Here is a 21,049-nt window from a genome sequence, read left to right as displayed (position 1 = left end):
AATGACGGTGGCTGACAAGAAAGACACGGATCTGGAACCAGACGCCAACCCCAAGCCGGATGCGGTGCAAGATGAGCAGGCCGAACAGGACCGGCCTGAGGGTGATGAAGCGGCCCTTGACGGTGCGGACCCGTCGGATGATCTGACTTCCGAAGCCGAAGCCGAAGCCGAAGCCGAAGCCGAAGCCGAAGCCGAAGCCGAAGCCGAAGCCGAAGCCGAAGCCGAAGCCGCCCCTGCGCCCGTGGTCGAGGAAAAAATCGTCGAGCGCACGGTCGAAAAGCGCGGCGGCTTTGCCCAGGCGCTGATCGGCGGGGTGATCGCGGCGGTGCTGGGTTTCATCGCCGGGCGCACCGAGGTGATTGATCCCATTCTGCCACCCAGCCTGAGAACCGGCGACGCCGCAGCCGTTGCCGAGCTTGAGGCCACACTGGCCCAACAGTCTGACACGCTTTCGAAACTCAGTGACACGGTCTCCGGGATTGAAGTTCCTGATGTTTCGGCCCTGAACACCCAGATGTCAGAACTCACTGGCCAGATCGCCCCTGTTGCGGATGACCTCGAAATGATCAGATCCAGCGTCAGCACGCTGGCGACGATCGTCGAACCGCTTGAAGGGCGGCTGACCGAGCTGGAAAAACGTCCGGTCACCGAAGGCGCCTCACCCGAGGCCGTGGCCGCTTATGAGCAGGAGCTGGCTCGGCTGCGCGAGTCGCTGGCAACCCAGCGGGCTGAGGTCGAGAAGATGATCGCAGATGCCCGCGAGCTTGAGGCCAAGGCCGCAGCCGATGCTCGGGCCGCTGCAAATCGGGCTACCGCCGCACGGCTGCGCGGTCAGCTCGATGCCGGCGCGCCTTATGTAGCGCTGGTGGACGAACTCAAGGCCGGTGGTGTTGAGATGCCGGACACGCTGACCGCCCCGGCGGCCGAAGGGGTGGTGACCATTGCCGCCTTGCGCGACGGTTATGCGCCCGCCGCCCGCACTGCTCTGGCCGATGCGCGCGAGGCCGACAAGGGAACCGGTCTTTTGGCCTTTGTGCAACGGCAGACCGGCGCCCGTTCGGTAACCGCGCGCGAGGGTGATGACCCCGACGCGGTTTTGTCACGTGCCGAGGCGGCCCTGACCGCTGGCGATTTGTCCAAAACCCTTGAAGAACTCGATGCGCTGCCCGAAGCGGCGCAGGCCGCGCTGGCCGACTGGGTCAGTGTTGCCCGCACCCGCCAGGCGGCCATTGCAGCCGCAGATGCGCTTGCCCAAAGCCTGAACTCGAACTGAAGGACCTGCCATGCTGTGGTCACTGCTTAAGATCCTTGTATTTGTTGCGATTATCGGCCTGCTGGCGCTGGGCGCCGGGTTCCTGATGGAGACAAGCGGCGGCGTGCAGATCACCGTCGCGGGCATCGAATACACGCTGGGGCCGCTGCAATCGGTGATCGCCTTTGTGATGCTGGTCGTTGCGGTGTGGCTGTTCTTCAAGCTGCTGACCCTGCTGATCGCGACGCTGAAATTCCTCAACGGCGACGAAACCGCGCTGTCGCGGTACTTTGACCGAGGGCGTGAGCGGCGCGGCTATCAGGCGTTGGCCGACGGGCTGATGGCGCTGGCCTCGGGCGAGGGGCGCGTGGCCATGGCCCGCGCCACCAAGGCGGAAAAGCTGCTGAACAAGCCCGAGCTGACCAACCTGCTGGTGGCGCAGGCTGCCGAGATGACCGGCGACACCGCCAAGGCCGCCGAGACCTACAAGAAACTCGTGACCGATCAGTCCACCCGTTTTGTCGGCGTGCGCGGGATCATGAAGCAGAAGCTGGCTGAAGGTGACGACGACACCGCGCGCAAGCTGGCCGAGAAGGCGCTGCAGATCAAACCGCGCCATGAAGAGACGCAAAATGTGCTGCTGAATCTGCAGACCAAGGCGCAGGACTGGGCCGGGGCACGGTCGACCCTGACCGCTAAGCTGAAATCCGGCAGTCTGCCGCGCGATGTCTATAAACGCCGCGATGCGGTTCTGGCGCTGTCTGAGGCCAAGGGTATTCTGGACGAGGACGCAAGTATCGAACAGCAGGAGCGCGCCATCGAGGCCAACCGCCTCTCCCCCGATCTGGTGCCCGCCGCCGCCATGGCCGCGCGTGCACATATCGCCAAGGGCAAGCCGCGCTACGCAACAAAGATCCTGAAAAAGGCCTGGAACGCTCAGCCGCACCCCGATCTGGCCCATGCCTTTGCCGAGATCGTGCCGGATGAAACCCCGACCGACCGGATCAAACGGTTCACGGCACTGACGCGGATACATCCCGAGAATCCCGAAACACGCCTGATCCTGGCCGAGCTCAACATCGTGGCCGAGGATTTTCCCGAAGCCCGCCGCGCGCTGGGCGATATGGTCGAGAAACAGGCTGATGCCCGCGCCTATACGCTGATGGCGGCCATCGAGCGGGGCGAGGGATCGTCAGACGCGGTTGTGCAGGGCTGGCTGGCCAAGGCGCTGAACGCGCCGCGCGGGCCGCAATGGGTGTGCGGCAATTGCCACGACATCCATGCGGAATGGGCGCCTGTCTGCCAGAACTGCAACAGTTTCGACACTTTGAGCTGGGAGACGCCGCAAACGCCCGAAATCGCATCCGCAACCGGTGTGCATATGCTGCCTCTGATCGTTGGTGCGCTTGAGGATCAGTCGGATGAGGACCCGGTGGCCGAGGATGCGGAAGAGATTGTCGAAGAGGCGGAACCCATTGCCGCCGAGATAATCGAAGCCGGAGCGGAGCCGGTCGAGGTGGACGAGCGCAAATAGCGGCTCATCCGTCCGGCGACTTGGGCATCCGCCGATGAGTTGATGTCTTAGGCGCCCTCACCGTGACGTGCCCTGCTGGTCAAGAACTCCAAGTCTGGTCATGCGCCCGCTGCGCTGCGGTCAGGCCGTTGTCGAAGAACGTGTCGTAATACTCGTTTTCGACCCGGTGGGTCTGTAGCCAGATGCCCGGCGCGTGAATGGCCTCGCAATGGGCAGGGAACCGCCCGTGGACCTTGTGGATATATGTGCAGATGTCGCGGGCGCAGTTAATCACGTCCTGCTCGTATTCGCCGGCTTCGTCCAGGTATTTGTCGCCGAAATCGCCCTTGTAGATCCGTTCGAACAGGGCCTTGTCCTTGTAGATGCCGCCCGGCCCGAATTTGCCGGCAATGACGGCATCGACCGCGTCGGACATCGTCGGATAGTAAGGCGGGCATTTGCCCTTGATCAGGTGTTCACCGAGATGGCGCAGGCCAACCGCGTGCGCGCGTAGATGTTTCGCTGCGGCAATCGGCAAGGTGTGCCATCGCAGCAGATCCATGATGCGCCACTTCGGCGTCACATAGTCAAAGCTCAGCATCGTGCCGTACCGGTCACTGAATTTGGGATCCCCCATGATTACCGGTGGCGAAATCGCTGCGTGGATCCACCCACCCAGCCCCAGCGCCTCGGTCACCAGAAACAGGTTCTGAACCAGCAAATCCGCCTCGATCTGCGTGCGCATCTGGCCCAATGCGCCAAGCGGGATCTTGATGTCGGGGTTCAGAAAGCCGCTCTTGATCCACTTCTTCACCCCGGCCGGCTGATAGAAGTTGCGGTCATCCACAATCACCGGCCGCGCCTTGTCGGGCTGGGTCAGCAGATACATCAGCGCGTTGATATATTGGTATGACAGGTCGACAACGGGAAAGAAGATGGTCGAGCCGGGCGTGTTCGACAGGAACCGGTTCGAATCCAGATAGGCCGGGAAATCGCGCATGTCGCCCGGCACGTCGATGCGCCGGTCCAGTATCCGCACCTTGGCCTGCTCGGCGCGGTCGAGCAGCACGTCGGGCGTCCAGTTCTCGGTTCCGCCCTCCATCGGATCAAGCCGGCGCAGGAAATAGGTGCCGCTGTCGTTGATCATGAAGAAATGGGTGCCCTGCGCGTTGTCCGGACTGCCCGCAGTACGTCCCTCCATTACCAGATTTGGTTTGGACATGATGGGATCGCCACTTTCGTCGTCGAACAATGGCCGGTCCGGCATGGTCATGCCCGAAGCGCCCGTGGCCGCGATCAGGATCGCCTCTTGCAACGGAGAAAGCGGCGAAGGCTCGTTTCGCGATTGCCAGCTCAGCGAGCCCGCCACTACGTTCGAGCCCCGGCTCACGCGCTTGGTGCGCCGGTTCCAGAGGGTTCGGGCCAGCGGCGCGTCCAGAAAAGAGGCCAGTCCTTTCTTTGTCATCTCTTATCCCCCCGAAACCATGGACCAGGGCGCAAAGGCGGTCGCATTCTTGGGCAAAACCGGAGCGAATTCAGGGAAGTGGCGCAACAACAGCGACTTCATGCCGTTCCGGGCAATCCAGTCCATACCCAGCTGGGTGTAGATCTCGGGCCGGAAATCCGTGGTTAGGAAGCGGTCCGATTGCAAGCGCCGCGACGCCATCAGGATAAACACCCGAAAGGCCGTGTCCGAGAACCCGAAACCGTCAGGCGGCGTCTCGCCCAGCAGACCGATCACCGTATCGACCTTGTCGATGTCGCCATAGAGTTCCTTGAGGATGCGGTTGGTTTCAGGGCTCGCGGTCAGATCCTCCCACTTCGTTACCGGCGGCATGTGCAGGCCCTTGCGGAATTCGTTGTAGCGCGGCACCCGGCGGGCGCGGGTGCGCACGATATCGACAACCGAAAGGTCGATCAGCTCGCCATCGCGTTCGAGGTTTTGCAGGGATTTCGGGAAATTGTGCAGCGTGATCGCGCCCGGATGCGCAATACCCTGCGAATAAAGGCAATCGCGCAGGCCCAGCGTCCGCAACTGTTCGTCGGTCTGGGCGCCCTGGATTTCAAGGAACCCGCGCCGCGCCTTTTCCTTGCCGGTTTTAAAGTCATAAAAGATGTAGTCGTCCGGGATCAGCGGGTGCATCCGGTAGACGGTGGCAAACTCCTCAGTCAGCGAGTAGCGCGCGGTGTGGTGGTCGGGCTGGGTTTCGGGAATGCCCTTGAGCGCGTGCGTGTCGGTCAGCCAGATGCCCAGCCGGGTCAGCCAGGATTTCGGAGGACCGTACCAGTTGGTCTTCATGCCGATATCCAGCGCTTCGGTGCCCAGTACGGCGGGCGTCCACTCAACAGTGTGAATTTTGGCGATGAGGGCGGAGACAATCAGGCGCGCGGTCTGGTACACGCGCTCCTCATCCATCGTGGGGTATTCCTTCATCAGCGCATCGCAGATCACGTTGTGCTCGCGCGCGAACAATGTGTGCAGGGTCGACAGGCCCAGCCACCAGCTTTCGTTGAAACCGGTCACTTCGAACCCATGGACGTTCTCGGGCAGGTAGTCCCCGTCCTTGAATGTATCCAATCGGAGCTTTGGCCCATCACGCAGCTCCATCGCTGCTTTGGAATTGACGCCATAAACCTGCGACCCATCCCACCAGTGCGAGTTTTCGTTGGCGAACAGGAACGGGTCGTTTGCGCCGTCTTTCGGAACGTTGCCCGCAATGCGCATTTCGCGTTCGGGGTCGCCGCCCGTTTCGTTCTGCCAGTCGGGATAACCGTCCGGGATCGACACCACGTCGTCTTTCTCGCCCAGCTTGCGCCGTTCATGGGCCACCCAATCGTGCACCTGAAACTGAATCCATGAGGCGGCCAGCACATTCAGGATCTTGGCAGGAATGAATGCCTGCCGATCCATCAACTTGCGCGCCACGACGATTGGATTCGGGCTGCCGTTGGGTTGCACCTGTGCGGGCATGTTGCGCCCGAACGTGGCGCCCACCGCACCCATTTTGGGATCGGACAGGTCATTGTAGCTGCCGTCATGGGTGCGATACATCCGCTGTTGCGGCGTGGGGTCTTCGGGAACGGCGCGCGCGGTGGGTACGGTTTCCTCGGGATCCGTATCCATCAGGCTTTTCTGCCGCAGATCATGCCGCAGCGCGTCCAGATTGAGCAGCTGGACCAGCAGGAACGGTATCTTGTGCCATGGCACCCGCCGGTTGACCGCGCGCAGGATCGCGCGTGCGCCGGTTCCGAAAATCCGGTTCTGAATCGGCGGCGGCGGGGACTTGAACCGCAGGCCCTGCCGATGCGCTGCCGATGCGTCATATGCCGCCTTGCGCGCGCGGTTCAGATTGCCCAGCGGCCGGAATTCCTCGGTCGTGTTCCACGGGTTAAAGCCCATGCGGTCGATCTCAAGCGCCTCGGCAAGCGCCTCGGGCGTGGACAGGTCCCGTTTCGGCAGAATCAGTTCCGCGACCTTGACCGGCGAGCTGACCCGTTCGTCCCACTCATGTGCGGCATCTTCGATGGGGGTCTGGCTTTCGGATACGAACCGCTGCACGAACAGGTTAAACGTCAGATCACCCGCTGCCTGCCGCGCGGCGTATTCTGCCGACAAACGGGTCGGACCGGCAAACGTGCCCTGTACCCCCGGCGTGCCGGGCGCGGGTTTGAAGGTATAGCGAACCGCCTGCGGGCCCCAGGCAATCGCACCTCGGCTCCAGTAGCTTTCCACCGCAACACTGTCGCATAGCCGCAGCGCAGTGCGGACGTTTTTGACCATGCGCAGGGTTTCGGAAAACCCAAGCAGAAAGCACAGCCGGACCAGGCCAAACACCCTGGAAATCCGCCCGCCTGCCAGCGCGTGCGCGAACACGACGAACTGGCGGGCGTTGCGGGCATGTGGAACCGGGAAATTAGTGGCCAGCAGGTCGTGACCGAGGCTCTCGTCCTCAAAGACCCGCACCGCCAGACCACGCAGGTCCTTTTCCTCATCCGATTGAGTCTGCGACGACGCGTTGGAAAACCGGACCGTCGCCGGATACCGAGCGCCGGGCTGGGCAAAACCAACCTGCAAATCCATGGGCAGATCGTCGGCGAAACGCAGTTCCGCCCCTTTGAACGCGGCAATGGATTTGGTGTGAAACGCGCGATCGACGGCGCGGGTACCCGCCGCGGCCTGCGATTTGAGCTGCGCGGCCATCATCATCTGGGCCAACTCTTTGGTTTCTTCAAGCTCGGCTGCGGGCGTGCCGCCTACGTAGACCTCATGCCACTTCGGTAGTGTTTCAGAGCTGCCGTCCATGGTGGCCTCCATTTCACAATCCAAATCGCTCACGCACACCGGACCACACCGCCGCCAGAATCCCTTCGGGGTGCGGTGAGTAGTTGGGCAGCGCCAGACGTGTAATTCGCGCGTCAATCAATGTGGGCTTTCCGCATGCGAGCGCGGTGCGGAACGCTTCTTCAAAGTCTTCCAGCCGGTCCACAGTGTGCCCCTCGGCCCCGCAGGCGCGGGCATAGGCGGCGTAATCCGGGTTGTCGAACTCGGCCAGACCGGTCTCAAAAAACGCGGACAGCTGATAGAGCTTGATCAGCTTGAATTCCCGGTCGTTGAAGATCACCCAGATGACCGGAATGTCGTATTGCACCGCCGTCATCAGCTCGAACCCGGTCATCAGATAAGAACCGTCCCCAACAGCGGCCACGACCGGCCGGTGCGGTTCGGCAAGCTTTGCCCCGATCGCGCCACAGACACCGATCCCCATGGGCCCATAGGTGCCGGGTTTGCGGAAATTCTGACCCTCTTTCAGCTCCAGATAATACCCGGTCCAGGCCGCATGCGCCCCGGCATCCGTCAGAACGATCCCGCCCGGAGGCAGCATCTGAGAGATCTTCTGCACCATCTCGCCCGGATGCAGTTTCTTTTGTGGAGAAATGATGAAGCGCTCGTCGTAATCCTTGGGGCGATAGTCACGTTCCGGCACCGGGCCGACCTGCGCGTCCATACGGTCAAGAAGACCCTGCAGGGCATGTTTCGCATCGCCCAGAATCACATGATCTGCCTTGTAGAACTTGTCGAATTCACCGGCGTCGATGTTGACGTGGATCAGTGTCTTGCCGTCGAAGAGGCCATCGTGAAAGTCAAACGTGGCATGCTGGGCAAAGGAATTGCCGACGGCGAGAACCACGTCGGCATCCGAAAACAACTCCCACGCTGCTTTGTGCCCGGAATCACAATAAAGCCCTATAGCCAAAGGGTTTTCCTCGGCCACGACCCCTTTGCCGTCCATCGTCGTGATCAGCGGGATCTGGAACCGTTCGATGAATGTCCGGGTAAGCTCGTTGGCCCCGGCCCGGATCGCGCCAAAGCCCGCCAGCATGACAATTGTCTTACCTGCTCCGATGGCCTCGGTCAGGCATTCTGCCGCCCGGTCCAGCTCTGCCGCGTCGGGCATCACACCGGTTTCGGGCAATTGCAAAGGCCGAAAGTTCGTCACCTCGATTTTCGGGTCGGTGATATCCTCGGCCACGGCCACATGGACCGGTCCGGGCCGTCCTTCGAAGGCGACGTTGATAGCCTTTTGCAGAGTATCGATCAGGTCGTCCGGGTCGGTGACCAGAAAATCGGCCGGTTCGCCGGTGGCCGGGTCCTTTTTGGTGACCGCGCGAAACATCATTCTGGAATCGGGCGTTCGGGCCAGCCCCGAGGTTTCGTTCAGCCCGCCGCGTCCCTGCCAGGCAACGGTCGAGTAGCCGCTAATTGCCAACAGAGGGTAGCTGTCGGTGAGCGCCACGCACATGCCCGAAATCAGGTTGAACGCCCCCGGCCCCGCGGTGGCAAAACACACGCCCAGCTTATTGGTAAACATGGCGTGGCCGCAGGCCATGAAGGCCGCGCCTTGTTCATTTTTTGCGATTACGGGTCTGATTTTTTCCGAGGCGTCCAGTGCCAGCATCAGCCCAGCGGCATTTTCCCCCGCTCCGCCGTAGGCAGCGTCTACACCAATAGATTCGAGCGCGGCAACGACCGATTCGTACACTCGCATTCAATGCACTCCAAAAAAATAAACTGAGCTTTAATTGGAGGAGAATAACAAAAAAAGGTGTTTCAGGGAACCGGGGGTCTTCCATACCCCCGTTTCACCTTCAAATGCCGGACGCCGGGGTCAGGCCCGCATACGCATGCCTTCGGCGTCGTAGACCGGTGCGCCTTGTACTTCGGCGTTGCACAGTTCACCCAAAATCTCGACCTGTACCTGCGCACCTGCCGTGGCGTGTTCGGCTGCAACATAGGCCATCGCCATGGACTTGCCCACGTGATGCGCGTAGCCGCCCGAGGTGATATATCCGATGGCCGCGCCGTCCTTCATCACTGCCTCGTCCAGCGTCACGTCGATCTCGGTATCGATGACTAGCGTGATCAGCTTGCGGGCTGGGCCCTCGTCCTTGGCCCGTTGCGTGGCAGCCTTGCCGGTGAATTCCTTGTTCCAGTTGATGAAGGCGTCCATGCCGGATTCCACCGCGTTGAAGTCCGGGCGGAACTCGAGACCCCACGCACCCCAGGCCTTTTCCAGCCGCAGCGACATCAGCGCGCGGTTGCCGTACCAGCGGTATCCCAGATCGGCCCCGGCCTCTTCGATCGCTTCGGAAAGGCGGATCAGGTATTGCGGGCGACAGTAGATTTCATAGCCCAGTTCGCCCGAAAAGCTGATCCGGTTCAGGATCACCGGCACGCCACCCACATAGGTCTGGCGGGTGTCGCGGAACTTGAACGCCTCTGCGCTGACATCGTCGCGGGTGATGCGCTGCAACAGCCCGCGGGAGTTCGGGCCCGCGATGCCGATGCCATGCCAATCGCCGGTCTGATTCTGGTGGCTGACACCCTGGGGCAGGGTGCGGGCAAAGAAGCGGCTGTGCGCATCCTGCATCGCGCCCGAGCCGAACAGCATGAAATGTTTCTCCCCCAGGCAGGCTACGGTCAGATCGCCATAAAGGCGGCCTTTCTCCGTCAGCATCGGCGTCAGAGTGATGCGGCCCGGTTTCGGGATGTAGCCGGCCATGGTCCGGTCCAACCACGCGCGCGCGTCGGGGCCCTTGATCTCATGCTTGGCAAAGTTGGCGAGTTCGATCCCGCCCACCGCCTCGCGCACCGCTTTGCATTCACGCGCCACGTAGCCAAACGAACGGTTGCGCTCGAATGTCGAGTCCTCCCACGCATCCGAGGGTTCATCAGCGAACCACAATACATGTTCCAGGCCGAAAGATTGCCCCATCCGCGCGCCCTTGGCGGTCAGCCGGTCATAGAGCGCGGTGGTCTGCTGCTTGCGGCCTTTGGGCAGGGTCTCGTTCGGGAAGGTCATCACGAAGCGGCGCTCGTAATTCTCGGTCGATTTCACTGTGCCCCAGTCGGGTGAGGCCCAGTTGCCGAACCGGGCTACATCCATGGCCCAGACGTCGATCGAGGGCTCACCGTCGATCATCCACTCGGCCATGGTCAGACCCACGCCGCCGCCCTGGCAGAAGCCGGCCATGACGCCCACGGCACACCAGTAATTCGTCATCCCGGGAACCGGACCGATCATCGGGTTGCCGTCGGGACCAAAGGTGAAGGGCCCGTTGATCGCATCCTTGATGCCCGCATTGGCCAGCGCGGGCACACGTTCAAAAGCCATCTCGAGCCGGTCCGCGATGTTGTCCAGATTGGGTTGCAGCAATTCATGGCCGAAATCCATCGGCGTGCCGTCCACTTTCCACGGTGTGCCGATCGGTTCATAGGTGCCCAGCAGCATCCCGTCGCGTTCCTGCCGGAAATAGATATTGGCCTCATAATCGATGCCGCAGGGCAGGCGGCGGCCCGCATTGGCGATCTCGTCAATGCGCTCGGTGATCAGATAGTGATGCTCCATCGGCTGCACGGGGATGTTCAGCCCGCCCATGTGACCGACTTCCCGCGCCCACAGGCCGCCGCAGTTCACGACGATCTCGGCATTGATCGTTCCGCGCGGGGTAGTGACATCCCAGCTACCGTCCGGACGCTGGGTGGTCGCGGTGGCCGGCGTATGGGTGAAATACTGAGCCCCGTAATGGCGTGCGGCCTTGGCAAAGGCGTAGGTGGTGCCCGACGGGTCCAGGTCGCCATCCTGATCGTCCCACAGCGCGGCATAGTAGTGTTTCGGATCGATCAGCGGGTGCCGCTCGGCCACCTCCTTGGGGCTGATCCATTCCTGATGCAGGCCCATGTAGCGCGCCTTGGAGCGTTCGCGTTTTAGATAATCGTACCATGTTTTGTTTGACGCCAGATAGAAGCCGCCAGTCATGTGCAGGCCCACGGATTGGCCGGAAAGCTCCTCGATCTCCTTGTAGAGAGAGATGGTATAGCTCTGCAGGCGGCTGATATTCGGGTCCGAGCTGATAGTGTGGATCTGCCCCGCCGCGTGCCACGAGCTACCGGATGTCAGCTCATCACGCTCGAGCAGCAGCACATCCTTCCATCCGAATTTGGCCAGATGAAACAGGATCGAACACCCGACAACGCCGCCGCCGATAACCACGACCTTCGCATGGGAAGGCAGCGCTTTGTTGCGGCTGCTGTCGTCTTTCTGAATGTTGAGCGTCGATTGCGCGAGATTGTCGGACATGCGGCCTTCCTCTTGATCTTGTTTGGACGTTCAGTACCAGGCGTCCGGAATTTCCTCTTTGCGGCGGGCCACATAGGCCGCCAACTCTTCCTTTTTGGCTGGGTCGATAGGCGGCGCCTCATAGCGTTCCAGCATCCCGTTCCAGCGCTCATACGCGCGGCGGCGCATGTCTTTGGAGCCACCCTCCTCCCAGCTTTCGACATTCTCGCTGTCGCTGAGTTCCGGCTCGTAAAATGCGGTCTGGTAGTTACGCATCGTGTGCGCGCTGCCCAGGAAATGCCCGCCGGGCGCAACCTCGGCATAGGCATCGCTGGCGAAAGCCTCGTCGCTGGTATCCAACCCCTGATCCAGAACCTTCTGGTAGGCGCCCAGCCGGTCCGCATCCATGATCAGCTTCTCGAATCCGGCGCACAGCCCTCCCTCAAGCCAGCCTGCCGATTGCAGCACGAAATTGGCCCCGGCCAGCATGGTCGAGTGCATGGAGTCGGCGCTTTCATACGCGGCCTGCGCGTCCTCGATTTTCGAGGCCGTCAGCGACCCGCCGCAGCGCAGCGGCAGGCCCACGCGGCGGGCCAGTTGCCCGACGACATAGTTCGACATCACCGGTTCCGGCATCCCGAAGGTCGGGGCGCCGGATTTCAGCGACATCGAGGACAGGAAGTTACCCAGCACAAAAGGCGCGCCGGGGCGCACGATCTGGGCAAAGGCACAGCACATCATCGCCTCGGCCATCGCCTGCGCGACCGAGGCCGCGGTCGAAACCGGCCCCATGGCGCCGCTCAGGATGAAGGGCGACACGATGATTCCCTGCCCACGCCCGCAATAGACCCGGATCGCCTCGGTCACCACCTTGTCTACCAGCAGCGGAGAGTTGGTGTTGACGTTGCCCATGATGACGCAGTTTTGCTCCATCACCTCGCGCCCGTGCAGGATCTCGGCCATATCGACGCTGTCCTGCGCTCGGCTCATCTCGGTGATGGCGCCCAGATGGGGTTTGTCGTTGAGCGTCATATGGGCAAACACCATGTCCAGATGACGCTTGGAGACCGGAATGTCGGTGGGCTCCGCAATCACCAACCCGGTGTGATGCAGGTTGGGATGCATGTAGGCCAGCTTGACCAGCTTTTCGAAGTCGTCAAAGAGCGCATAGCGGCGCCCGCCCACGAGATCGCGAACGAACGGAGCGCCATAGACCGGCGCAAAGACCTGATTGGTGCCGCCGATCACGACGGACCGATCTGGGTTGCGGGCAAGCTGGGTGAATTGCGTGGGCGCCTTGGCGCAGAGGTCGCGGATCCACTGCGCATCGGCCCGGATCAGATCGCCATTCTCGCCCCCCGGAGTGACCCCCGCCTGGCGCCAGATGCCCAGCGCCACCGGGTCATCGCGGAACGCAATGCCGACATCCTCAAGAAACCAGTCTACCTGCGCTTCGATCTTTTGCAGTTGTTCTTCGTTTAGCGGGTCAAAAAATGGCAGCGTGCGCCGGATATAGGGCGACGCGGGCACAGCCGCAGAGGCGGTTTGACGAGCGCGGGATGCTCGGGCGCGTCGGGCCATGTCTCATGCCTCCCCTTGAAACGGATACCTGAAAATAGCGCCGCGAAGCGGGCTTTTGACCTGGGAAAATATCAATCTTTTGGATAGACACAGACTATGGCACGGGCATTTGCAAAGGTACTGCAAAGACTGCTGGTCAGTCAGCGAAGCGTGTGATCATCACGTAGCTGCGGTAGCCCCACCCAACCGGTCCGGTCTGATCGAGCAACAGGGTTTGCTGCGTGAATGGTGGGTGATGAGAGACTCGAACTCCCGACATCTTCGGTGTAAACGAAGCGCTCTACCAACTGAGCTAATCACCCCTGTTGCGGGATTTAGCCAAGCCTGCGCTGCCTTGCAAGGGGGGTAGGCGAATTCCGAGTGCGAAAATGCGCCGGATCTAACCCCTGATGTTTTTGAGCACCGCCAGCAGCTGCGCCACCTCATGCTCAGTGTTGTAATGACACAGTGAGATTCGGATGCAGTCACTCAGGCCCAAAGGGTCCAGCACGTTGCCGCTGTAGTGATCCGCCTTGCGGGTATGGGTGCGGATGCCCTGTTCGTTCAGCCGGGTCACCACGTCGGCCGAGGCCATGCCGTCGACCGTGATCGAGACCAGCCCCTCGCGCGCTGGATTGTCGGCGCCGGACAGGATCGTCACATGCTCCATATCCCGCAGCCCGGGCAGGTTGCCGGTGCCGTTGATCATGGCATCGGTCAGATGTGTCTCATAGGCGTGGATGGCGCGGCCTGCGGCCTCGATCCGGGCGCGACGGTCGGTGGCTTCGGACACCTCGCCCCCCAGCCAGTCGAAATAGGCGATCACGTCGGACATGGTGGCATAGGAACCGGTGTCGCGGGTGCCGAATTCCCAGCCAGTCGCGGGTGCGTCGATCAGCATGTCATGCGGCAGCGCTGTCAGCCGGTCCGAGATCCAGGCCACCCCGTATCCGTGACGCGAGAACACCTTGTAGGGCGAGATCGCATAGCCGTCGGCGCCGTAGCTGTCGAGATCGAGCTGGCCGTGGGCGGCATGTTGGATGCCGTCGACGATGATGAAACAATTGGGCGCGACCTCGCGGATCGTCTGCGCGATGGCGGCCACGTCCATGCCCATGCCGGTCACGGGCGAGGCGTGCAGGATGGTGGCGACCGTGGTGTCCGGCGTCACATAAGCGCGGTAGTCCTCGGCGCTGACGGTGCCGGTCTCGTTGCTGTGCGGCACGTTCACGTAATCAAGCCCGGCAATCCCGGCCCAACGCCGCGCGGCGCTGCGGCTGGCGGGGTGTTCGATCGAACTGCCCACCACTTTGGTCCCCTTGGGCGCGTTCACGCAGGCGGTGCGGATCATGCGGAACAGCAGCTCGGTACCGCTTTCGCCGACAAAGAACTGCCCGGATGAGGCGTTCATGAAGGTGGCCAGATCGGACTTGGCGGTGTTGATGATATCGACCAGAGCGTGGCTGGCGGTGTTGTCGCGCCCCTGATTGTCGGGGATAGCGGCGAACTTGGCCGAAGTCTCGGCCACCGATTTCAATGTCAGCGCGCCGCCTGCGTTCTCGAAAAAGATACGCGGGCCATGGAACGGGCAGGCATCCACATGGGCAAAGCGGTCGCGGATGGCCTCGATCAGGCCGGGAGTTTCGTGCAGCATATTCTTATGGTCCTGTCAGAGCGTCCGGGCTTGGGTGGCCATGGCCATCGGTTGGCAGCATTGGCCAGCACGGCGGCACATGGCAAGATCGTTTGCGACACCAAAAGACACAGTGGCGTCAATGACAAAGGCCTACCCACCGGCCAGCTTTTGCCACCAGTCCTTGGGTTTCAACCGCTGGGCCCGGCTGCCCCGCGTATCCAACCACAGCGCCAGCTTGCGGAAGCGCGAAAGTGCCAGTTTCAGCCACCATCGGTCGCGCCAGTTCGAGAAATCGCGGTTGAACGGGCAGACCCGCATACAGATCGCGCAATCCGATTGCAGCTTGGCCCAATACCCGAAACAGGCTTGCGCGTCCGAGGTCCATTTGCGCACGCCTTTGATCGCCGAGACATCCGTGGGCTCGCTGACCTCCTTGGGGCCAAAAGGCAGTGCCTTGACCGGGCAGGCATCGGCGCATTGGGTGCAGATGTTGCAGAACTCCTCGATCCCCAGCCGCCGGGGCGCGTCGTGATCCAGCGGCAGGTTGGTGAAGATCTTGGAAAACCGCAGGCGCGGGCCGTATTCGGGCGTGATGACCATCTGATTGCGGGCATATTCCCCCAGCCCGGCCTTGACCGCATAGGGAATGACCAGACCGGTATCATTCATCGACGGCACCGCCTCGTACCCCAGATTGCGGATGTAGGCGGCGAGCTGGATGACGATAGCAGCTTCATGCGAGTATTCCCGCCCGGTCGCCGCCCCGGCCAAAGCCGAGGGGTAGGTGGCCACCAGCTCCTGATCCATCTGGTGGCCCAGCACGATGACGCTGCTCAGACCCTCGGGCAGCGTGTTTTCCGCCTCGGAATAGTCGCGTACATCGACACGCGCCGAATAGAGCCAGCGTTCGTCCATCTCGGTAATGCCCACCAGATTGGCGCCGAAGAACTTGGCCAGCCGCTTGATCTCGGCGCTCATGCGGGCGGGGTCGTCCACCTCGATATGTGCCTCGGCCACAGGGGTGTCGTATGCGATTGGTGCCTGAAACCCTTCGCGCCGCCCCTCGTCAGCGCTGCGATTGGTGATGATGTCCGAAATCAGCCAACTGGCGTTGCGCAGGGCAAAGTCCTTTTGCTTGAACCCGTCGCCCTTGCGGTATCTGGCCTGCATCCGGTAGCTGGCAAAAAACGCATCCGTCTGCTTGTTGCGTACAGATTCGTCCCAGAAGGCGCGGGTGAACATGTCGTTGCGCTGGGAAAAGGGCTCGAACTCTTCAGTCACCTCAATCCCCGCCGCGGCATCGCTGTCACCGAAGCGGTCGCGCCAGTCCTGCCGCTGCGCATCGCTGACGCCCGTGTTGGATGGCCAGGTCATTCTGCGGTGTCCTCCCGGGTTACACTGAACAGAAATGCGGAGTGTCATTCAACCAGGTTGTCCTGCCCGGTTACTGGCTATTTCCGTTCACCGGAGGACAAGGATGAAACGGAGACCCTTCAATCCCGTTGATAAAGCACCAAAAACCACCGCACTGTTCGGGATCAGAATAAAATGGCTCGGCCCAAGTGGCGACCCCGGCAGGATTCGAACCTGCAACCTGCCCCTTAGGAGGGGGCTGCTCTATCCAGTTGAGCCACGGGGCCGCGTGCGACTCTCTCTACCCACCTTTTTCCGGCTTGTCATCGGCTTTGCTCGGCAGTTGAACCAATTGCCGTGTTCGCGCTAGCATCGGGCAAATCAAAAACGGCGCAGGTACCCAGGTGACTACAGATACAAAACGGCCCCTTACCCTTCGCGACGTCTCGGAAGCGTCCGGCGTTTCGGAAATGACCGTCAGCCGGGTGCTGAGAAACCGGGGGGACGTGTCGGATGCCACCCGTACCCGGGTTCTGGCGGCAGCGAAAGAGCTGGGATACGTGCCCAACAAGATCGCCGGCGCGCTGGCGTCGAACCGGGTCAACCTGGTGGCGGTGATCATTCCGTCGCTGTCGAACATGGTGTTTCCCGAGGTGCTGACCGGCGTCAATCAGGTGCTCGAGGATACCGAGTTGCAGCCGGTGGTCGGCGTCACCGACTATCTGCCCGAGAAAGAGGAAAAGGTGCTGTACGAGATGCTCTCGTGGCGGCCTTCGGGCGTGATCATCGCGGGGCTGGAGCATACGGATGCGGCGCGGGCAATGCTGGATTCGGCCGGCATTCCGGTGGTCGAGATCATGGATACCGACGGCAAGCCGGTCGACGCGATGGTGGGCATCTCGCACCGCCGCGCCGGGCGCGAGATGGCGCAGGCGATCCTGAAAGCCGGCTATCGCCATATCGGCTTCATGGGGACCAAGATGCCGCTGGACCACCGGGCTCGGAAGCGGTTCGAGGGGTTCACCGAGGTGCTGGGCAAGAACGGGGTCGAGATCGAGGACCGGGCGTTCTATTCCGGCGGCTCGGCGCTGGCCAAGGGTCGTGAGATGACGCAAGAGATGCTGGAGCGCTCGCCCGAGCTGGATTTCCTCTACTATTCCAACGACATGATTGGGGCGGGCGGATTGTTGTACCTGCTGGATCAGGGGATCGACGTGCCCGGGCAGATCGGGCTGGCTGGGTTCAACAATGTCGAACTGTTGCAGGGTCTGCCCCGCAAGCTGGCCACGATGGATGCCTGCCGTCTGGAAATCGGGCGCAAGGCGGCCGAGATCATCGCGACGCAGCTTGAAAACCCCGAGGCCGAGATCGATACTCGCGTCACCCTCACCCCCAAGATCAGCTATGGCGAAACGCTGAAACGGCGCTAGGGGTGGCTCTCCCACGGCTCGACAACCGCGCGGCACGGGCGCTGTTTCTGGACCGGCACGGGTTGGCGGAGCAACCGGTAGGCCCGGCCAAGGGTGCGGACTTGTTGGCGTTGATCGAGCGGCTGGGCTTCGTTCAGCTCGACAGCATCAACACCGTGGCGCGCGCGCATGACATGATCCTCTATGCGCGGCGGCCCACCTATCGTGGCGGGAACCTCAAGCGGCTCTATGAACGCGACCAGGCGTTGTTCGAACACTGGACGCATGATGCCGCCGTCATTCCGATGGCCTTCTATCCTCATTGGCATCTGCGGTTTCAGCGCGATGCCGCGCTGTTGCGCGCTCGTTGGAGGAACTGGCGCCGGGATGGGTTCGAGAGGCAGTTCGAAACCGTTCTGCAGCATATCCGCGATCACGGCGCGGTTTGTTCATCGGATGTGGGCAAGGATGAGAAAAAGGGGTCGGGCGGCTGGTGGGACTGGCACCCGTCCAAGACCGCGCTGGAATACCTGTGGCGGTCGGGCGCGCTGACGGTGGTCGGGCGCGAAGGGTTTCAGAAACGCTATGACTTGACCGAGCGGGTGATCGAGGCCGGGCTGTGCCCCGGAGCGCTGCCCTGTGATGCCGAGGCCACGGTGGACTGGTTGTGCAACGCGGCGCTGGATCGGTTGGGCTTTGCCACGTCCGGAGAATTGGCGGCGTTCTGGGATACGGTCAGCCCCGCCGAGGCCAAGGCGTGGTGTGCGCAGGCCGAGGCGCGGGGAGTGATTGTGCCGGTCGAGATCGAATGCGTGGGTGGTGTCATGCGCAAGGTCTTTGCGCGGCCGGATGTCTTGGAACAGGCGGCCAGCGCGCCGCCGTCGCCGGGCCGTATCCGCGTGCTCAGCCCATTCGATCCGGCTTTGCGCGACCGCAACCGGGCCGAGCGGCTGTTCGGGTTTCACTACCGGATTGAGGTTTTTGTGCCCGAGCCCAAGCGGGTCTTTGGCTACTATGTCTTTCCGCTGCTCGAAGGGGACCGGCTGGTTGGTCGCATCGACATGAAGGCCCATCGCGACTGTGGCGAGCTGCGTATCCGCGCGCTCTGGCCTGAGCGGCGGGTGAAATGGTCGAAGGCGCGCGCGCAGCGGCTGGAGGCAGAGCTGGATCGGGTGCGCCGTTTTACGGGAATGGAGAAGGTGGTGTTTGCCCCGGATTGGCTGAGGGAGCCTAAGTAGCGCGAATTCGGGTCAAGGCCGGGAATGGCCCATGTCTACGAATCCGCGTTCCTCGACCAGCCGTTTCAGCTGCGCCAGCGAGGTTTCGACCGGCTGCCCGGACGTATCCAGTTGCGCCAACGCCTTGCCATAGAGCGCTTCTCGGCTGGTCAGGATCGACTTGAGCTGCTCCATCGCTTCGGGGTTTCCGGCCATCGGGCGTTCATCCCCCTGCGCGCGGACCCGCTCCATATGCTCGACCGGGGTGGCGCGCAGCCAGATGGTGTGGAAATGACTGAGCAGCGTGTTGTAGGTCTCTGGCTCGGCCACGATGCCGCCCGCAACCGCCAACACCATCGACTCATGCGTCGCGATCACCCGGCTTACCGCCTGCGCCTCGAGCTTGCGGTAACCCTCCTGACCATAGAGCGCCATGACCTCGCTGACGGGCATCCCGGCCTGTTCCTCGATCCAGTGGTTCAACTCGACGAAGGGCAGGCCCAGCGCACGCCCCAGCATCGCGCCAAGGGTGGATTTGCCGGCGCCACGCAGGCCCACGAGGCAGATCCGCTGCGCCCGCAACACTTCATCCGGTTCGGGGCTGAGCGCGCGCAGCACCATCTGCTGCACATCCGCATTGGCCAGACGGTACATGTCTGCCACCCGCAGTGCGTCCGAGTTCCAGGGGTCATCCTCGCCCACCAGCCATTCGATCCGGTGATCGAGCGCGATGGCGACGCGCTGCAACAAACCGATCGAGATATTCCCCTCACCCGCCTCAAGCTGCGCCAGATACCGCGGTGAGACGCCGGACATCTCGGACAGCACCCGGCGCGGGATGCCACGCCGTTGCCGCGCCTCGCGCACCCGCTCGCCCACCCGCGCGATCAGGGTCATGACCGCGGCCTCGGCCCGGTCTGAACTATCCTGCGAGGTGCTTTCGCCGCGGAAGTTGGTGATTTCGGTCATATTGCCCGTGAGATTTGTGCAAAATAATGCTCAATTCTACGACGGCAGAGCGAAGGGCGCAATGCGTTACCGGGCGTCCGGCAGTATCGTGCACCGGATCTCGGGCGGATTGATCGGTCAATAAGTTTCGACGTGGTAGCGCCCGTCCTCGCGCATCTTGTCGCGCAGTTCCGGCCAGTTCAAACCGATCCCCCGGGCAATGTCTTTGAGCGCCTCTTCGACCCCCTGCTCCATGGCTTTGAGCCCGCAGATATAGATATGGCCATTCGGGTCCTGCAGCAGGTTTTCCACGATCTCCGCCTCCTCGCGCAGCCGATCCTGCACGTATCGCTTGGGTTCGCCCTCCTGCCGGGAAAAGGCGAAATGCTTGGTCATGAAGCTGTCCGGCACTTTGCCCAGCGGCCCGAAATAGGGCAGCTCCTCGGGTCTGCGCGCGCCGAAAACCAGCGTCAACGAGTCCCTCAGCGCCGGGTTTTCGCGCTGCCGCCGCATGGTGAATGCCCGGAACGGGGCCGAGCCGGTGCCGGTGCAGATCATCAAAAGATGCGCATTAGGGTCTGATGGCAGCAGAAATGTCGCCCCAAACGGCCCGGTAAGTTGCACTGTGTCGCCGGGTTTCAGATCGCAGACATAGTTCGAGCACAGGCCCTGCGGCTCACGCTTCACTGTCAGGGACAGGTTGTTGAAGTTGGGCCGCTCACCGTCGCGGGGGCTGGAGACCGAATAGAGCCGGGGCAGGTGCGGATTGCCGTCCGCACCCGTGCCGGGCGGCAGGATGCCGACGCTCTGCCCCTCAAGCACCGGAAAAGGCAACGCGCCGAGGTCGAGGATGATGTGGCGCACATCACTGTCGCTGTCCTCGGCAGTCAGGCGGAAATTGCCGGTGACCTTCGCCTCGGCGGGTTTGCCCAGCGTGTAGAGGTTGACCGTCGGTTTTGACGCCGATGCAGGTGCCTTGGCCTTGCCGCCCGCGCCCTTGTGCGCCTCGGCCAGAAGTGCTGCGACGCTGTCATCCAGCGCTTCGAGCCCGGCATCATCCCCGGGCATATCCTCTTGCTCGGGCAGTTCCATCCACTCGTATTGCTCGCCCAGCGAATAGGGCTCGGCCACCACCCGCCAGTTGTCGATGGAGCCGGTGGGGCAAACCGGGATGCAATCCATGCAATAATTGCACTTGGACGCATCCACCACGACGTTCATGTCGTCATGCTCGATGGCCTCCTCGGGGCAGGTCATCTCGCAGGTGTAGCAACGAATGCAGATTTCCGGGTCGATCAGGTGCTGCTTGAGCGGCTGGTTCATGAACTCTCGCGTTTCTTGGTCAGGATCACGTCGGGCAGCACCAGCGTGTCGATCAGAGCTTTACACAGCCCGACACAATCTGAGCAGCCGACACAGGGGCCGTGCAATGCGGATACTTCACCGGCCAGCGCCTCAAGACGCGGCGTTTCGGCTTTGGATCTGTCGATCTGCATTGCGGGTCATCCCCTTCTGAACAAGCCGGGCGCTAGCCAACAGGACA

14 protein-coding genes and 2 tRNA genes are annotated in these 21,049 nt (G+C 62.3%); 4 read left to right on the top strand and 12 right to left on the bottom strand.

What is annotated here, in order from left to right; all coding sequences use genetic code 11:
- Position 1 precedes the first annotated feature (1 nt).
- Entirely contained in the window at positions 2 to 1,273 is a 1,272-nt protein-coding gene (locus GOX53_RS07970) for a hypothetical protein (RefSeq protein ID WP_217351702.1), read from the top strand.
- Positions 1,274 to 1,283: 10 nt separating this feature from the next.
- Positions 1,284 to 2,786 carry a heme biosynthesis protein HemY gene (locus GOX53_RS07965; protein ID WP_171175117.1) on the top strand — a complete coding sequence of 501 codons (1,503 nt, stop codon included), beginning with the start codon at positions 1,284 to 1,286 and terminating at the stop codon, positions 2,784 to 2,786.
- A 79-nt stretch (positions 2,787 to 2,865) separates the two neighbouring features.
- Here the strand turns inward: GOX53_RS07965 and GOX53_RS07960 are convergent, their stop codons facing one another.
- From GOX53_RS07960 to GOX53_RS07920, 9 genes are all read right to left on the bottom strand, one after another.
- Positions 2,866 to 4,230 (bottom strand): hypothetical protein, encoded by a 1,365-nt coding sequence (locus GOX53_RS07960; RefSeq protein ID WP_171175115.1) that lies wholly within the window; start codon positions 4,228 to 4,230, stop codon positions 2,866 to 2,868.
- Positions 4,231 to 4,233: 3 nt separating this feature from the next.
- Positions 4,234 to 7,068, bottom strand: coding sequence for a peroxidase family protein (locus tag GOX53_RS07955; RefSeq protein ID WP_171175114.1), 2,835 nt, complete (start codon positions 7,066 to 7,068; stop codon positions 4,234 to 4,236).
- A 13-nt stretch (positions 7,069 to 7,081) separates the two neighbouring features.
- The gene (locus GOX53_RS07950) at positions 7,082 to 8,812 is read right to left on the bottom strand and encodes a thiamine pyrophosphate-binding protein (RefSeq protein ID WP_171175112.1); all 1,731 of its coding nucleotides are present in this window, start codon (positions 8,810 to 8,812) and stop codon (positions 7,082 to 7,084) included.
- 120 nt (positions 8,813 to 8,932) lie between these two features.
- A complete protein-coding gene (locus GOX53_RS07945) occupies positions 8,933 to 11,404 on the bottom strand; it encodes an FAD-dependent oxidoreductase (protein ID WP_171175110.1) in 2,472 nt (823 codons plus the stop codon).
- A gap of 30 nt (positions 11,405 to 11,434) precedes the next feature.
- Positions 11,435 to 12,964 carry a trimethylamine methyltransferase family protein gene (locus tag GOX53_RS07940; RefSeq protein WP_171175109.1) on the bottom strand — a complete coding sequence of 510 codons (1,530 nt, stop codon included), beginning with the start codon at positions 12,962 to 12,964 and terminating at the stop codon, positions 11,435 to 11,437.
- A gap of 226 nt (positions 12,965 to 13,190) precedes the next feature.
- Positions 13,191 to 13,266, bottom strand: a tRNA-Val gene (locus GOX53_RS07935).
- Between the two features lie 77 nt (positions 13,267 to 13,343).
- Positions 13,344 to 14,597 (bottom strand): aminotransferase class V-fold PLP-dependent enzyme, encoded by a 1,254-nt coding sequence (locus GOX53_RS07930; protein WP_171175108.1) that lies wholly within the window; start codon positions 14,595 to 14,597, stop codon positions 13,344 to 13,346.
- 132 nt (positions 14,598 to 14,729) lie between these two features.
- Entirely contained in the window at positions 14,730 to 15,953 is a 1,224-nt protein-coding gene (locus GOX53_RS07925) for a 4Fe-4S double cluster binding domain-containing protein (protein ID WP_171175107.1), read from the bottom strand.
- A gap of 189 nt (positions 15,954 to 16,142) precedes the next feature.
- A tRNA-Arg gene (locus tag GOX53_RS07920) sits at positions 16,143 to 16,219 on the bottom strand.
- A gap of 117 nt (positions 16,220 to 16,336) precedes the next feature.
- On the opposite strand from GOX53_RS07920, the gene GOX53_RS07915 reads away from it, so the two are divergent.
- Together GOX53_RS07915 and GOX53_RS07910 are read left to right on the top strand one after the other, a co-directional pair.
- The gene (locus tag GOX53_RS07915; RefSeq protein WP_171175106.1) at positions 16,337 to 17,362 is read left to right on the top strand and encodes a LacI family DNA-binding transcriptional regulator; all 1,026 of its coding nucleotides are present in this window, start codon (positions 16,337 to 16,339) and stop codon (positions 17,360 to 17,362) included.
- A gap of 2 nt (positions 17,363 to 17,364) precedes the next feature.
- A complete protein-coding gene (locus tag GOX53_RS07910; protein ID WP_171175105.1) occupies positions 17,365 to 18,579 on the top strand; it encodes a DNA glycosylase AlkZ-like family protein in 1,215 nt (404 codons plus the stop codon).
- 12 nt (positions 18,580 to 18,591) lie between these two features.
- On the opposite strand, the gene GOX53_RS07905 is transcribed toward GOX53_RS07910, so the two are convergent.
- The 3 genes from GOX53_RS07905 to GOX53_RS07895 all read right to left on the bottom strand — a co-directional run bounded on the left by GOX53_RS07905 (position 18,592) and on the right by GOX53_RS07895 (position 21,002).
- Positions 18,592 to 19,527 carry a helix-turn-helix transcriptional regulator gene (locus GOX53_RS07905; protein ID WP_171175104.1) on the bottom strand — a complete coding sequence of 312 codons (936 nt, stop codon included), beginning with the start codon at positions 19,525 to 19,527 and terminating at the stop codon, positions 18,592 to 18,594.
- A 117-nt stretch (positions 19,528 to 19,644) separates the two neighbouring features.
- Positions 19,645 to 20,829, bottom strand: coding sequence for a benzoyl-CoA 2,3-epoxidase subunit BoxA (boxA, locus tag GOX53_RS07900; protein WP_171175103.1), 1,185 nt, complete (start codon positions 20,827 to 20,829; stop codon positions 19,645 to 19,647).
- Positions 20,826 to 21,002 carry a hypothetical protein gene (locus GOX53_RS07895; RefSeq protein ID WP_171175101.1) on the bottom strand — a complete coding sequence of 59 codons (177 nt, stop codon included), beginning with the start codon at positions 21,000 to 21,002 and terminating at the stop codon, positions 20,826 to 20,828. The genes boxA and GOX53_RS07895 overlap by 4 nt, the downstream gene beginning before the upstream one ends.
- Between the last annotated feature and the right edge of the window lie 47 nt (positions 21,003 to 21,049).

Source organism: Ruegeria sp. HKCCD8929 (assembly GCF_013031405.1).
GTDB lineage: Bacteria > Pseudomonadota > Alphaproteobacteria > Rhodobacterales > Rhodobacteraceae > Ruegeria.
The sequence above is the reverse complement of the archived record's forward strand: the minus strand, read 5'-3'. Positions and strand labels throughout refer to the sequence as shown.